Below are 13,960 nucleotides of genomic sequence, written 5' to 3'. Positions count from 1 at the left end.
TTTTTTCTATTGCGGGTGTGGTGATGGAATGAATTTAAAGGATAAATAATCTTGAATTGGAATAGCGGCTCCAATTCCTTGTGATGTTACATTTTTAACAACCAATCTCTTTTGATTTCCCTTCAAAACAAGATATACCTCACCAAATGTAACTTTTCCTTTTTCATTTACCGCTGGCACATACGCATATAAATATCCCATTTGTTTCGGACTAATTTTGTACACTCGTTCATGATGAGTCCCATATCCAATTGTCGTTTTAAAAGAAAGGGGCAATTGAACTTTTTCAGAAGCCTTTAACAACATCATAGCTTTCACATCTGAGGAGTCTTTAATAGGCGATGTTAGGTTACCTTCTATCGTTTTTTGAATCTCTTGCTTATAGCGAAGCGGGTGCACCGCCTCTACTCCTCTATTATCATACACGTTACGATTTACTTGTTTATATTCCCAATTCATTGTTGTATCTGTTGATTCATAATGTAGTGGCCACTGTCCTAAATAAATTTTCGCTTTATATCCGATTGCGAGTGGTGCATTTGAAATGGAAGTTTCATTTAACATCCGAATTAAATCTGGATTTTCAATTTTAATACTTGATGTTTTTAACAATTCTTGCGCAAGCCTACTTGGTTGCAAACGTGGTAAATCTTGTGTTTCATTTGAATACGTATTATCTTTTGAAATATTTAAAACAGATGATGGCATCTTAACTTGCAAAGTCGTCTTGGCAAGACTATGACAAGGAAATAATAATATTAGTGTGGCTATTGTTAAAAGCCATATACTGTACACTCTTTTCACCTGTCTGACTCCTTCCTAATTAACAGCATAGAAATGATTTACTTTATTTATTCTTTTCTCTCTTCCTCATTGTTATCCGCCTTTCTTCACAACAAGTAAAAACCAATTCCCATAATAAAATAAGCAGCTAATAAAGTGCCTCCTTCAAACCAATTTGTATCCCCATCATTGGAAATTGCAATGGTTAAAAATACAGCTGTAATCATAGAAATGAGTTCTGGCACTGTAAATACTAATGGCATTTTTACCGTGAAGAACATCGAAAGTAGCACGAGTACAGGGGCGACAAACATGGCGATTTGTAAAGTAGAACCGATTGCTATTTCAACAGCGATATCTACCTTGTTTTTATATGCCATAATAATCGCCGAAGCGTGTTCAGCAGCATTCCCAACAATGGCAACGATAATAACCCCAATAAATAATTCTGACCACCCAAAAGATTTTGCTACTGTTTCAAATGTATGCACAAGTGCTTCTGAAACATAGGCAACTGCCGCTGTTGAAATTGCTAAAATAAGCAGTGCTTTTCCTTTTGACCATTCAGGTTCTTCTTCATGTTTTACCTCATCACTGTTATGCTGATATACACCACGATGTGTAACCAATTTAAAAAACAGAGCTGCTAAATACATAATGATCATAATAATAGAAACGCCAATACTTAATTGATGTGTCTTTTCAATATCCATTTTCATTGAAAAGACCTCTGGAATAACGAAAGCAACAACGACTGCAAATATTAATAATGCCGAATTGTGCCTTGCATCATACACATTGAAACTTTGTCTTTTATATTTCAGTCCCCCCACAAAAAAAGAAAGACCTCCTACTAATAATAAATTTCCAAGAACAGACCCTGTTAATGAGGCTAATACAACTTCTATCAGCCCTGCTCGTAAAGCAAAAATAGAAATAATAAGTTCTACTGCATTTCCAAAGGTTGCATTCAATAGCCCACCAATTCTTGGACCTGATACAATTGCTAAACTTTCAGTTGCCCTTCCCATAAAAGCAGCTAAAGCAATAATTGTTAAACAATATACAGCAAACATAATTGTTTGTGGCCAATGCAGCGTTTTTCCTAAAATTGAAAGCGGTACCCCAACAAGTGTCAGTATAAGAAAAATTTTATTAAACATCCTTTCCACCCTTCCATCATATATCCTCACTACTTATTAGTATTCTCCTAACTGGTTCTATTTCATCACAATTCCATTTAAAAAAAGCTTGTTTTGTCGAAAACTTATGATAAAAAAAGATAAAAAAGCTGGAACTTTCTAAAGATTCTGTTATATAATAAGTATTAACTTAAGTAAACTGTATTAAAACAGATTGAAAGGAGAATACAATATGAAAAGAGAAGAACGGAAAAATATGATTGAATTTATTGAAAAGAAAAAAGGAATCGAACGTGCAGACCTGCTTTTTATGACAGATGAGGAAGTAGAACACATTTATAATGTAACGTACTTTTTGTACGAAGAAATTGTAGAATAATGCGAAGAAAAACCCACCTTTAAAAGAATAAGGTGGGTCCTCTTTTCCGATCTTTTTATACATGAGAATGATTTTCATGTATAATACTAAAAGATTGGAGGAGTTTTACTATGAGTTCATGGTTACTATTCGCACTATTATCAGCAATTGCTGCAGCTCTCGTATCTATATTCGGGAAAATTGGTTTAGATGGCATTGATGCAAATGTCGCAACAACCATCCGCTCAATCATTATGGCATTATTTATGATCGGAGTTATTGTCGTACAAGGAAAATTTCAAACTATTGGAGATGTTCTCCTTAATAAAAAAGCACTGCTATTCATCACATTAAGTGGTATTGCAGGTGCTTCATCATGGCTATTCTATTTTCTTGCCTTAAAAACAGGGAAGGTCTCGCAAGTAGGTCCTGTTGACAAATTGAGTGTAGTCATCTCAATTCTCCTAGCGATGATTATTCTAGGTGAAAAAATAAATCTCATGACTGGAATAGGTGTTGTATGTATTACAGCTGGCGTCTTATTCATCGCTTTTAGCTAATGAACCGCTTATCATGGGCGGTTTTTTCTTCTTTTTAAATAAAGCCAAACTGCAATTGTTATAAGTCCTGAAATGATTAATATCCAAATTCCATAATGATGTAAACTATATTCAACAAAACGCCACTTCTCTCCCAATTTCCAACCAAGTCCGATAAAAACACTAATCCAAATAAGTGCACCACTATATGCATATAAACAAAAGCGCCATACAGTTAGATTGGACATTCCAGCAAAATACGCTGTTAAATGACGCACTCCTGGAATAAAGTATCCTACCATTAAAAGAAATGGACCATATTTTTCAAATAAAATATGTGTTTTTTCAATTTGTTTTTCCTTAATTCGAATCTTGGGACCATATTTTTTCAATACAGGTAATCCGAGCTTTAAACCTAATAAATAACTTAACGTAATTCCAAGCATCGCACCTGCCATCCCACTTAAAAACGCTGCAGGTCCTGACATAACACCCTTTGAAATATTATAACCAATAAAAGTTAATAGAAATTCATCTGGTATTGGCAGCCCGACAATTCCACCAGCTAAAGCGATAATAATCCCAAAATATCCGTATTGTGCGATTAATTCACCAATATGTTGTTCCATTTGGATGACACATCCCATGTACAATCGTTATTCCATATTATGCCCTTTCTCATTTTGTAGCAAACATGGTATACATATTCACTATACATGTTTTTTATAATGAACTCTACTCCTATTCTTTCATTGTTCCTATACATCTCATTTTGCAAAGTTACTAAAAAAATAAAAATTCATAAACGATTTTTTTTGTTACAATAAAAGAAAGTTACTGTTAGCATCGGTTTCACTCTTCAGAAAAATGATATAACTGGCAAAAATATATTTTGGTCGATAAAATGCAGATTCTATCCATTAAATGAAAATGCACCCTTTTTACATAACAAATCATTTTTCTAATTTATATAGGGGGAAATAACATGACCACAGAAAAACATTTCATTCAAAAGATATATTATGAAACATTTTTAACAGAACAAACCTCCACTGATGCCCAAAAAATTCTTGGAGAAGCATACATAAATGAATCCCAAAACGAATTTGCCAACATATCAAATATTCGCTTTGCACAAGGTGAGGTTTATTTTCATCATAAAGACTTTGAAGCTGCCATTTTTAAATGGGAAAAAGTAAATAATGAACTTTCTTTCTGGGCAAAGAAAAATATAGGTGATGCTTATTTTGAATTAGGTTTCCTTTCCACAGCAGAAGAAATTTATACTTCTATTAAAACAGAAGATATAACGCTTACAATGGAAGTTGCTTTACAACTCTTTTCTCTTTATATTGAACAAAATCGATTAGGTTTAGCTTTTAAAACGATTAATGAAGCTGTTTCATTCCAACCTGATTATCCTAATATTACTACAATCGCTCGCTCCTTCTATGAAAAGCAAGAAGATTGGAACAACGCAATTGAACTTGCAGTACATGAAGGGATTCGAACAAAATCGTTACACTGGTTTGATATTTTAATTCATTATATCAATCTAGGCTTCACGAAAAATATGAAACCAGAATATTTTTATGAAGCATTGAAAACTTTATATACAGTTGATCAAGCACAATTTAAAGAACTCATTTCAGCACTTTGGAATAGCTACCGAGAAGAACCAAACTATTTAGCATGGATCCAAACAGTGAATCATTTATTCTTCCATTTAGAAGTAGGTCCTTCCGAAGACTGGAATGAAATTTCTACCCTTTATCAAGAAACATATTGTAAGTTAATTACAGGCCAGCACTTCATGCATGAATTACAAGGAATCATTCCAGATGTATTAACAAATTGGTTCAGCATCACAAAAAAGGAAAATTCTTTATTTGTTTCCGCTGCGGTATTAGCTTGGGATGAAGTCTCTCCTAAAACTTTAGACTCACTACTTGTAAAAAGTGCTACAGCTATTCTTTCTCATTTAGAAGCCAATGAAAAAATGAATATAGATGATATTTCTGCACTGTTTGAAACAATTGCTACATGGGCAGAAAACAATGATGTAGATTTACCACACCAATTCACATTACTTGTTCGCGGTCTTTCTGACTTACAAGTAAAACAATTTCTGATAACCGGAACGAGCAACTTCGATACATCATTATTTATGAATTCAATACTAGGGGAAGACATATTAGGAGATCACCAGTCGGCTCCTATCATTTTTAAAGACAATGTTCAAACGGAAATAAATGAATTTACAGATTTAACAATTCGAAGTGTTTCAGACGTAAACGCATTTCAAAATATGATGATGACACCTTCTCAAGAAGAAACGAGAAAGAACTGTGTCGAGTTCAAACTACCATGTAGATTTTTAAGAAAAAATAAATTTTCATTCATTGTTACACCTAATTTTAAACAAGCGTTACATATGAAGGATACGGCTCTTGAATATTTGCAAGCAACCGATAGCCTCGTTTATATCATCAATACATCTTCACCATTATCGGATGAAGAACTCGATACATTAGTATATATGCGAGAGCAAATGCCTAATTTACAAATTCAATTTATACGAAATAAACTAGATCCAAATATTCATGCAGAGGCAGAACAGCAAATTATCAATGAAATGGAAAATAAGATACGTGCGCACTTCCCATCAGCACAAATCTTTCCTTATTCACCGCTACAAGAAAATAGTCAGGAACTAAGCGATATAACTGACTCTATTCTTTCGAATATCACTAAGAGAGATATAACACAAGAACGTATAGAAAAATTGTTATGGTTTATTCATAAGACCATTACATATCTCATAAACGAACGTGTAGAGCTAGAAAATACGTTAGAGAAATCAATTCGTTGGAATAAGCATATTTTAGTAAAGTTAAATGGATTTATGAATAATCTCACTGCAATCCAAGCAGATACAATCCGCTCGATTACAGATTCTTACCGATTAACAAAAGAAGAAATTATACATGATATACATGCTCAAATTCCAGAATTGTTACAGAGTTGTTCTGATCTCGTTCATGAAGATAGTGATTTTAAATCAGTTCATGAAGAAATAAATGTTGCAATGAACGAACGAATTCAAAAACATTTACAACAAGTGCTACTGCCTAAATTTACACAATCGATTCAAGAATGGATTGAAACAGCTCATAATGAGTTTATTCAAGGTCAATCTTACTTAGATGAAATGAGTACAACCTTTAATAAACTATACGAAGAAGAACGCATGCAATTACCATGTGATTTCAAACTTCTAGATGATTGGCGCAGGGATGTTGTAAGAATGACGAACCGAATCAACGTCAATAACATCAACATATTACTACGTTTTACGCCAACACAATTTTTCTTAAAGAGTGCTGGAAAACTGTTTGGAAATAAAAATCAACCTCTTCTCTCTAACAAATATAAACAATACATTGAAACGGAAGATTATACAGATGTGGCTACAACGATTTCTACACAATTCTTCCTGCAATTTGAATTGTTCGAAAGTGCATTAGAACGCGACATTATGATGTTCTTTAAAGATCCGCTTAGCATTTTAAAACAAACTGTAGAAGCAGCTCATCTAGAAATTGAAGAAGATGAGCATAACTTAACAAAATTAAGAACAAACCCAGAAACGTATCATGATCCGTTAGCTCTATTTAAATTACAGCTATTCCAATATACATTTATGTTAAATAAAAAGGGACATCATGAAGTTCCAACTACTTAAACAAGAATCCCCCAAGCAATTCTTTAGAATTGCTTGGGGGATTCTTTCTATCATTTCTATATAATTTTCATATGATGAAAAGGATAATAAATAGCAACCAGTGTTCCTAATACTTGCTTCTTATCAATAAACCCTAAACCATTTCGACTGTCTCTACTAATTAAACGATTATCTCCCATAACAAAGATTTTATTTTTTGGCACAGTAATCGGCCCAAAGTCTTCTGTTAAATTAACAAGGAGTTGCTTAGCATGTTTTCGATTTTTCTCTAGATATGGTTCATGATACACTTGATGATTAATATATAATTGATCATTTTTCATCTCAATTACATCTCCCGGTAATCCAATCACTCTCTTCACATAAAAATTGTCTGTCTTTACTACAATAATATCTTCTCTATCATAGCTTTCAAACCTCTTTGCTAATTTATTAATAATGACCTTATCACCATCTTCCAAAGCTGGTCTCATTGATGCCCCATTTACAGTGGTCGGAAAAAACAAAAAGATTTTTGCTAAAAAAGCTAGTAAACATGCAATCGCAAATACTTCAAACAATTCACGAAAATGCTTTTTCTTTTCCATCTCCTTCCCCTTTCTTCCCCATCCATATTCGTTTCTATATGCCTAATAATCCGTTATCTCGCTACAAAAAGGACTACTTCAATCGCAGTCCTTCTACTTTATATTCCCGCATAAATAATACACATTTGTGCAGCAACATATGTTAACCACACGAAAAGTGGGTCATATTTTATCTTTCTTGCACCTATCTCTGTAACTCCAATCATGAAGTCAGAAATCACAAATAAAAATCCACCAAGCGCCGGTAACCACCACATAGTATGAGCTGTATCATCTAACGCGAATGCAAAACAAGCCATTCCTCCCACCCATACTCCATAAATAAGTGCTCCAAGAGTAAATAACCTATCTTGATTTGGATTCCGAATAAAAAAGAACCACCCAAAGATTAACAAGAAGCCATATACAAATAGACCAATAACAAAACCAGTCCATGAAATACCTGTTTGCAAAAATGCTGTTACATAAAAACAATGCGCAATTGCAAAAGTAACCATTCCCCCTATTAATCGATGACCAAACGGAATAAGCCCAGCCATAAATAAATCACCTACTGTAGACAAGGTCATTCCAATTGCAATCCATCTACGGTATTCAATAGAAGGATCTTGCAGTAAAATCCATATTGCACTCGCGGTTAAGGAAAAACTAAGTACTAAGCGAACAATTAATGGTAATGGTCTATTCTCCTGCACTTGATTTGTTTGCACAATGGCATAAATCGCCCCAATAACAAATAAAATAATTTGTCCAGTTAATAAAAGATAAATTTCATTCATAATACGTTCTCCTCAATGAATGACATATATTCTTTAATTTTCCAACGTATAGAACATGCGCTCATTTTCTCATTTTGCTTTTAGGGAAAACCTTCTAATTGTCTCTATACATAATCCAATACTCTCTTCCACATAAAAAATAAAGTTCTCTTTATCTTTTTTCGTGATATAACATCTTTTTTCCTGTTTTTTCGTCAAATAGAAAAGAGCTCGTTCAAAAGTATCGCTTTTGAACGAGCTCTTTCTCTATATTTTCGTCGTCGTGAGGCGTCGAGATTTGTCGGTTAGTCAATATCTCGTTTCGAATTGATCATATATTTTTTTCTCTTCTGTTACAATAAGTAAGGAAATGTTATAACATTTTAGCATAGACTCTCCTCATTACTTTTCTACGCTACTTTCTTTTCTTTCTTTATCTTTTGTTCCTTAGGTGTGCGATTTACGACAATAATCCCTGCTGCCACACAAGCTAGCCCATATAATACAAACGAATGGATTGCTTCTCCTAACATCATACTAGATAACAATACGCCAAACATAGGAATAAAGAACATATACATCGACACTTTTCCTACTTTGTTATATTTCATAACTGTATTCCATATACAAAAGCCTGCTGCCGATAAGAATGATAAATAAAGGAACATAAAAAAGGCCTTAGTAGTAAATATAAACGGCATAAATCCAACTTGAAATATACCAATACATAATAACCCAATGGATCCGAAAATCATTTGATATGCTGTCATATATCCAACATCTAATGTTTTACTACCCTCTTTAGCAAGTATATTCCCATATGAATACATCATCGCTGCTCCAAGAAGTAATAAACTCCCGATTCCAAAATGGAATGTAAAACTTCCATCACTTGGTACATTCACTAAAATTACACCACAAAAACCAATGGAAACACCAATTATTTTTCTTATATTGAGTGCATCATCTTTATACAAGAAATGCGCAATTAAAATTTGAAAAAATGAAGATGTTCCTGAAATAATGGCGCCTTCAATACCGGAACTATAACTTATGCCGATATAAAAACATACATATTGCAAAAACGTTTGAAATAACCCGATTTGCACTACTTGTTTTGTTGTTTCTTTTTTAAAGTACATATCCTTTCCTAACGCTTTAAAAAAGAATAAAAGGATTACTCCTGATAAGAAAAAACGATAACCAGCAAATAAAATTTGCTCTCCTACTTCATGTGGCTGAATTCCGAGTTCGGCATAACTTAATTTAATAAAAGGAAAGGCGCTTCCCCATAAAAATGTCGCTGCAATAGCAGCGATAAATACACCGATCGGATGAGTAAAAAATTTCTCTGTCTTCACTTGTTGTCTTCCTTCCCGATCTTTTTACAAACAATATTCATATATATCAAAGGAAAAGAAAAAACACAAGTTTTTCAATTTTTTGTATAAGTAAAAACATATCATAAAAAGAAAACATGTGCTATAATATATAGCAATTACAACATAATAACTATTAAAATTAATTTTCGTTAAAAGTGCTGCTATCCGTATGGATGGCAGCTTTCGTCGTTTTATAAGGGTTTCGATTTTGATTCTTTTTCTCAATAAGAATTTAAAAGGAGTGAATAGGAATGAACTCAGAAATAAAAACATTACCATCAACAAAAAATGTGTCTCGCTTATCTTGGATGAAAACATTGCAAAACCATTATGAACTCATCTTTGCAATCCTATCAGGTATTTTCATTTTAACTGGCTGGTTATTCACGAAACATGAAATGGCAGCAGTTGGCGTAACCTTTTACATTTTAGCCTATATAATTGGAGGATATGCCAAAGCAAAGGAAGGCATTGAAGATACGATCGCTGAGAAAGAATTAAATGTAGAGATGTTAATGCTCTTTGCTGCTATCGGCGCTGCTATTATTGGATACTGGACAGAGGGCGCTATCCTCATATTTATATTTGCCTTAAGCGGCGCTTTGGAATCTTACACGTTAAACAAAAGTCAGAAAGAAATTTCAGCACTTTTGGACTTACAACCTGAGGAAGCCTTGCGCATTTCAAATGGCAACGAAGAACGCATTCCTGTAGAACAATTACAAGTAAATGATACGATTTTAATTAAGCCGGGTGAGCGCGTTCCTGCTGATGGTATCATCCATAAAGGTGAGACCAATATTGATGAAGCGGCAATTACTGGTGAACCCATTCCAAATGAGAAAAAATTGGGTGATGAAGTATTTGCGGGAACTGTCAATTTACGTGGTGCAATTGAAGTAAACATTACAAAACGTAGCGATCAAACATTGTTCCAAAAAATCATCCGCCTCGTTCAAAATGCACAAAGCGAAAAATCACCGTCACAACTATTTATTGAAAAATTTGAAGGAACATATGTAAAAGGTGTATTGTTTGTTGTTGCCCTTATGATGTTTGTTCCTCACTTTTTATTAGATTGGAGCTGGAATGAAACATTTTATCGCGCAATGATTTTACTTGTCGTTGCTTCCCCTTGTGCGCTTGTTGCTGCTATTACACCAGCAACTTTATCAGCAATTTCTAACGGTGCAAGAAACGGTATTTTGTTTAAAGGTGGTATTCATTTAGAACGTCTTGCTTCTGTTAAAGCAATTGCTTTTGACAAAACAGGAACATTAACACAAGGTAAGCCAAGCGTCACTGACGTATATGTGTGTGAGGGAATAGCAAAAAAAGAATTGCTTTCTATCATAGCAGCAATTGAAAGTCATTCTACCCATCCTTTAGCAGAGGCAATTGTTAAATATGCAAAACAAACATATGACATTACACTCCACAAACCAGAAAATGTAGAAGATGTCACTGGATTTGGATTAAAAGGAATAGTGGCAAACAAAGCTTATAAAATCGGAAAAGCAGATTTTATTGGTGAAGATACAAAAACATTCCATAACGGTATTTCTACTATACTGGAACAAGAAGGGAAAACGGTTGTCTACATTCGTGATGATGAATGTATTCTTGGACTTATCGCTTTAAAAGATACTCTTCGTCAAGAAACGATTGCAGCTATTCGTGATTTACAAAGCATTGGTGTGGAAGCCATTATGATTACTGGAGATCATGAACAAACAGCTAAGGCGATTGCAACGGAAAGTAATATAAAAGAGTATTACGCATCCTGTTTACCAGAAACAAAAGTAGAAACAGTGAAACAACTAAAAGAAAAATATGGAACCGTAGCAATGGTTGGAGATGGTATTAATGATGCCCCTGCATTAGCTACTGCCAGCATTGGGGTGGCAATGGGAGAAGGAACTGATGTCGCTTTAGAAACTGCCGATGTAGTTCTCATGAAAAATGAATTATCTCGTCTTGCTCAAGCTATCCGGTTATCAAAACGAATGAATCGTATTGTAAAACAAAATGTTATCTTTTCTTTAACAGTAATTGCTATGCTTATTTGCTCTAACTTTTTACAATTTTTAGCTCTTCCATTCGGCGTTATCGGGCATGAAGGAAGTACGATTCTCGTCATCCTTAATGGCTTGCGATTATTAAAAGGCAATAAATAAACGGGTCCTCTCACAGGACCCGTTTATTTTAATGGTAACCATTTTGTCCGTTCGCACTACCACTCGTTTTATGCTTCGGATGTGAACTACTTTTTTGTTTCCCATTATTTTTGTTATTATGATTCTTTTTATTATTACTCATCATAATCCCCCCTGTTCCTTCTTATTATGGAACAAGGGTTTACTTTTCATTCCGGGAATTATTGTCACTAGTACGGTAAAAATGAAGTAACCCATTAATTTCTCCACCTAGTAAAATGACCCAAGCAGTCAAATAGAACCACAACATTAAAATGATAATACCACCAAGGCCGCCGTATGTATTGGCATAATTTGCAAACTTGTCTACATAATAGGCAAATGAGTACGACACGACAATCCATCCAACTGTTGCAAATAATGCCCCGGATACAACCTCTCTTCTTTTTAATTTGCGATCAGGTGCAAACGTATATAAAAAGCTAAATAAAGCGAATAACACTAAAAAACTCGCTACTAATCGTATAATACTCCATACGAAAGAAAAACTTTCTGATAAACCGAGCACTTTAAACACAGCGGCTCCAATTACTTGTCCAAAAACAGGCACAATTAAGGCGAAAACAATCATAAAAATCATTGCCAGTGTAAACACAATAGACAAAGCTCTTGTTACAATAAAGGAGCGCGTTTCCTTTACATCGTAAGCACGATTAAATGCATTCATCACTGCATTTACACCATTTGAAGCAAACCATAGCATTGATAATAAACCGAATGATAGTAATCCACCATTTTGATTATTTATTACTTGATCTACATTTACTTCAATTAAGTTCATTGCCTCTTCAGGCACATAAGGCTCCAATAAATTGAGCACATTCTCTGTTTGAAGGTCAATAAATCCAAGAAGCGTGATTACAAAAACAAGCCCAGGAAAAATAGCAAGCAAGAAGAAATAAGCGAGCTGTGCTGCTAAGCCCGCTACATCATCTCGCATCGTTCGATCATATAAATCTTTACCAAACGAATAGACACGATTTCCTCTTGCTTTTTCTAGAAATTTTTTCATTTGTCTTTAAACACTTTTCTTCTCTTCTTTATTTTCTTTTAACTCCACATATGCTTCTGTTTTCTTTTCCTCTGTCTGAGAGTCCTTCATAAGTAACTCACGCGCTTCTTTCATACCACCGTCTTGAGCTACTACTGGCTCTTCTTCCGCTTTTAACTCTTTAGATTTTACAGGAGTAGCCTGAATTTCAATTGTTTCCGGCTTCTCTTCTGAATTGATTTTTTTCTTAGTGAAGATTTCTTTCGTTTCCTTTATTGTATCAACAACAGCTGGCGTTAATTTCTTGATTTCTGCTACTTTCGCTTTTACTACATTAAGGTCAGCAAACTCGCGCCCTTTATCTGTAACAGTTTGCATTTTTTCTTTTATCTTCGCATTTTCGCCAATTTCAATCATCTTTGTTTTTGCTTTTTCTGCTGTTTGTTTTACCTTTTCACGATTTTCTTTTTTCAACATAGAAACAGCTACACCTGCTGCTACCCCAATTGCAATATTTCGAGCTATATTATTCTTTTTTGCCATATTCCTTCACCCTTTCTTTTCTTATGTTAGAAAGTATGTCTTTCTAAACTCACTCATATTCCTTGCTCATTGCGAATGAATGTTAATAACTTTGCGCACCCTTCTGTTACAAGGTCGTATACTTCTTGAAAGTTCCCTGTAAAATAAGGGTCAGGAACATCTGTCCAGCCACCATCTGGAACAAAATCGGACAGTCTACCAATATAGCCTCCGGATTTACCGATTTTTTCTAAATCCGCTATATTCTTATTGTCCATGGCAATAATATAATCAAACTTTGTTAAGTCTTCTTTTTCTATTTGACGTGCTTTAATTCCTTCAAAAGAGACTTCATTTTCTGTTAAAATTTTTTGCGTTCCTTTATGAGGTAGATGCCCAATATGCCAATCTCCTGTCCCAGCAGAATCAATTTGAATCTCATTTTCCAATCCTTCGTTTCTAACAAGGTTGCTAAAAATCGCCTCTGCCATAGGTGACCGACAAATGTTTCCAAGACAAACAAACAATACTTGAATCATATTTGTTCTTCCCTTCTTGGTGCTTTCTTATATATACATATAGTATAAACAACCAATTATTAATTATAAAGGGAATTCCTACCAATTTAATGGGATTGAAAAGTTTCATTAACGAAAATGATAAAAAATGTTAAGATAACCTTATGTTATTTCAAAGGGGGACACTTCGGTGGATTTATCCGTAAAGTCACAAGAAAATGTTGAACATATGGTAGAAGCCATTAAAGAAAAATTACGTATGGTCAATGCAGGTGCCATGAAAGCTGCGAACTTTGACGAAGATATGTACGAAGATTTACGCGACATTTACGATCATGTTATGAAGCGTGAAACATTCAGTATTAGTGAAATGCAAGCTATTACAGAAGAATTAGGTACATTAATGAAAAAATAGTGAG

At 34.1% G+C, this 13,960-nt stretch carries 14 protein-coding genes; 5 read left to right on the top strand and 9 right to left on the bottom strand.

Translation table 11 applies throughout. The annotated features are described in order from the left end of the window. Positions 1-6: 6 nt before the first annotated feature. Both MR058_RS13075 and cax read right to left on the bottom strand, forming a co-directional pair. Positions 7-804: a YfkD famly protein gene (locus tag MR058_RS13075; protein WP_242144417.1), complete on the bottom strand. Its 798-nt coding sequence runs from the start codon at positions 802-804 to the stop codon at positions 7-9. A gap of 86 nt (positions 805-890) precedes the next feature. Next, complete coding sequence (gene cax / locus MR058_RS13070; protein ID WP_242144416.1) at positions 891-1,946, bottom strand: calcium/proton exchanger; 1,056 nt, start codon at positions 1,944-1,946, stop codon at positions 891-893. Between the two features lie 211 nt (positions 1,947-2,157). On the opposite strand from cax, the gene MR058_RS13065 reads away from it, so the two are divergent. Beyond that, positions 2,158-2,304: a BH0509 family protein gene (locus tag MR058_RS13065; protein ID WP_242144415.1), complete on the top strand. Its 147-nt coding sequence runs from the start codon at positions 2,158-2,160 to the stop codon at positions 2,302-2,304. Positions 2,305-2,414: 110 nt separating this feature from the next. After that, entirely contained in the window at positions 2,415-2,843 is a 429-nt protein-coding gene (locus tag MR058_RS13060; RefSeq protein ID WP_242144414.1) for an EamA family transporter, read from the top strand. A gap of 11 nt (positions 2,844-2,854) precedes the next feature. Here MR058_RS13060 and MR058_RS13055 read toward each other — a convergent pair whose 3' ends face one another. Continuing rightward, positions 2,855-3,451, bottom strand: a complete 597-nt coding sequence (locus MR058_RS13055) for a DedA family protein (RefSeq protein ID WP_242144413.1) — start codon at positions 3,449-3,451, stop codon at positions 2,855-2,857. A gap of 356 nt (positions 3,452-3,807) precedes the next feature. Between MR058_RS13055 and MR058_RS13050 the strand changes: the two genes are divergently transcribed. Beyond that, positions 3,808-6,567 carry a tetratricopeptide repeat protein gene (locus MR058_RS13050; protein WP_242144412.1) on the top strand — a complete coding sequence of 920 codons (2,760 nt, stop codon included), beginning with the start codon at positions 3,808-3,810 and terminating at the stop codon, positions 6,565-6,567. Positions 6,568-6,623: 56 nt separating this feature from the next. On the opposite strand, the gene lepB is transcribed toward MR058_RS13050, so the two are convergent. The 3 genes from lepB to MR058_RS13035 all read right to left on the bottom strand — a co-directional run bounded on the left by lepB (position 6,624) and on the right by MR058_RS13035 (position 9,273). Further along, positions 6,624-7,154 carry a signal peptidase I gene (gene lepB, locus MR058_RS13045; RefSeq protein ID WP_242144411.1) on the bottom strand — a complete coding sequence of 177 codons (531 nt, stop codon included), beginning with the start codon at positions 7,152-7,154 and terminating at the stop codon, positions 6,624-6,626. A gap of 98 nt (positions 7,155-7,252) precedes the next feature. Beyond that, on the bottom strand, positions 7,253-7,933 hold the full coding sequence (locus tag MR058_RS13040) for a lysoplasmalogenase (protein WP_242144410.1): 681 nt from the start codon (positions 7,931-7,933) through the stop codon (positions 7,253-7,255). A 389-nt stretch (positions 7,934-8,322) separates the two neighbouring features. Then, positions 8,323-9,273 carry a DMT family transporter gene (locus MR058_RS13035; protein ID WP_242144409.1) on the bottom strand — a complete coding sequence of 317 codons (951 nt, stop codon included), beginning with the start codon at positions 9,271-9,273 and terminating at the stop codon, positions 8,323-8,325. Positions 9,274-9,545: 272 nt separating this feature from the next. Here MR058_RS13035 and MR058_RS13030 point away from each other — a divergent pair, with 272 nt between their 5' ends. Then, complete coding sequence (locus tag MR058_RS13030; protein ID WP_242144408.1) at positions 9,546-11,471, top strand: heavy metal translocating P-type ATPase; 1,926 nt, start codon at positions 9,546-9,548, stop codon at positions 11,469-11,471. A gap of 181 nt (positions 11,472-11,652) precedes the next feature. Here the strand turns inward: MR058_RS13030 and MR058_RS13025 are convergent, their stop codons facing one another. From MR058_RS13025 to MR058_RS13015, 3 genes are read right to left on the bottom strand one after another with little or no spacing between them, the layout of a single operon-like run. Continuing rightward, on the bottom strand, positions 11,653-12,522 hold the full coding sequence (locus MR058_RS13025) for a YihY/virulence factor BrkB family protein (RefSeq protein ID WP_242144407.1): 870 nt from the start codon (positions 12,520-12,522) through the stop codon (positions 11,653-11,655). Between the two features lie 6 nt (positions 12,523-12,528). Beyond that, the gene (locus MR058_RS13020; protein ID WP_242144406.1) at positions 12,529-13,044 is read right to left on the bottom strand and encodes a DUF4075 domain-containing protein; all 516 of its coding nucleotides are present in this window, start codon (positions 13,042-13,044) and stop codon (positions 12,529-12,531) included. A 53-nt stretch (positions 13,045-13,097) separates the two neighbouring features. Further along, entirely contained in the window at positions 13,098-13,562 is a 465-nt protein-coding gene (locus tag MR058_RS13015; protein WP_242144405.1) for a low molecular weight protein-tyrosine-phosphatase, read from the bottom strand. 169 nt (positions 13,563-13,731) lie between these two features. Between MR058_RS13015 and MR058_RS13010 the strand changes: the two genes are divergently transcribed. Next, entirely contained in the window at positions 13,732-13,956 is a 225-nt protein-coding gene (locus tag MR058_RS13010) for a DUF1128 domain-containing protein (RefSeq protein WP_011983505.1), read from the top strand. Positions 13,957-13,960: the final 4 nt, after the last annotated feature.

Source organism: Bacillus cereus group sp. BfR-BA-01430, assembly GCF_022663115.1.
GTDB classification, from domain to species: domain Bacteria; phylum Bacillota; class Bacilli; order Bacillales; family Bacillaceae_G; genus Bacillus_A; species Bacillus_A cereus_BD.
The sequence above is the reverse complement of the archived record's forward strand: the minus strand, read 5'-3'. Positions and strand labels throughout refer to the sequence as shown.

What these genes read in the sequence shown, in the direction of transcription:
- cax (WP_242144416.1), bottom strand. Translation starts at nt 1,946, where the DNA reads ATGTTTAATAAAATTTTTCTTATACTGACACTTGTTGGGGTACCGCTT.
- MR058_RS13065 (WP_242144415.1), top strand. Translation starts at nt 2,158, where the DNA reads ATGAAAAGAGAAGAACGGAAAAATATGATTGAATTTATTGAAAAGAAA.
- MR058_RS13060 (WP_242144414.1), top strand. Translation starts at nt 2,415, where the DNA reads ATGAGTTCATGGTTACTATTCGCACTATTATCAGCAATTGCTGCAGCT.
- MR058_RS13055 (WP_242144413.1), bottom strand. Translation starts at nt 3,451, where the DNA reads ATGGAACAACATATTGGTGAATTAATCGCACAATACGGATATTTTGGG.
- MR058_RS13050 (WP_242144412.1), top strand. Translation starts at nt 3,808, where the DNA reads ATGACCACAGAAAAACATTTCATTCAAAAGATATATTATGAAACATTT.
- lepB (WP_242144411.1), bottom strand. Translation starts at nt 7,154, where the DNA reads ATGGAAAAGAAAAAGCATTTTCGTGAATTGTTTGAAGTATTTGCGATT.
- MR058_RS13040 (WP_242144410.1), bottom strand. Translation starts at nt 7,933, where the DNA reads ATGAATGAAATTTATCTTTTATTAACTGGACAAATTATTTTATTTGTT.
- MR058_RS13030 (WP_242144408.1), top strand. Translation starts at nt 9,546, where the DNA reads ATGAACTCAGAAATAAAAACATTACCATCAACAAAAAATGTGTCTCGC.
- MR058_RS13025 (WP_242144407.1), bottom strand. Translation starts at nt 12,522, where the DNA reads ATGAAAAAATTTCTAGAAAAAGCAAGAGGAAATCGTGTCTATTCGTTT.
- MR058_RS13020 (WP_242144406.1), bottom strand. Translation starts at nt 13,044, where the DNA reads ATGGCAAAAAAGAATAATATAGCTCGAAATATTGCAATTGGGGTAGCA.
- MR058_RS13015 (WP_242144405.1), bottom strand. Translation starts at nt 13,562, where the DNA reads ATGATTCAAGTATTGTTTGTTTGTCTTGGAAACATTTGTCGGTCACCT.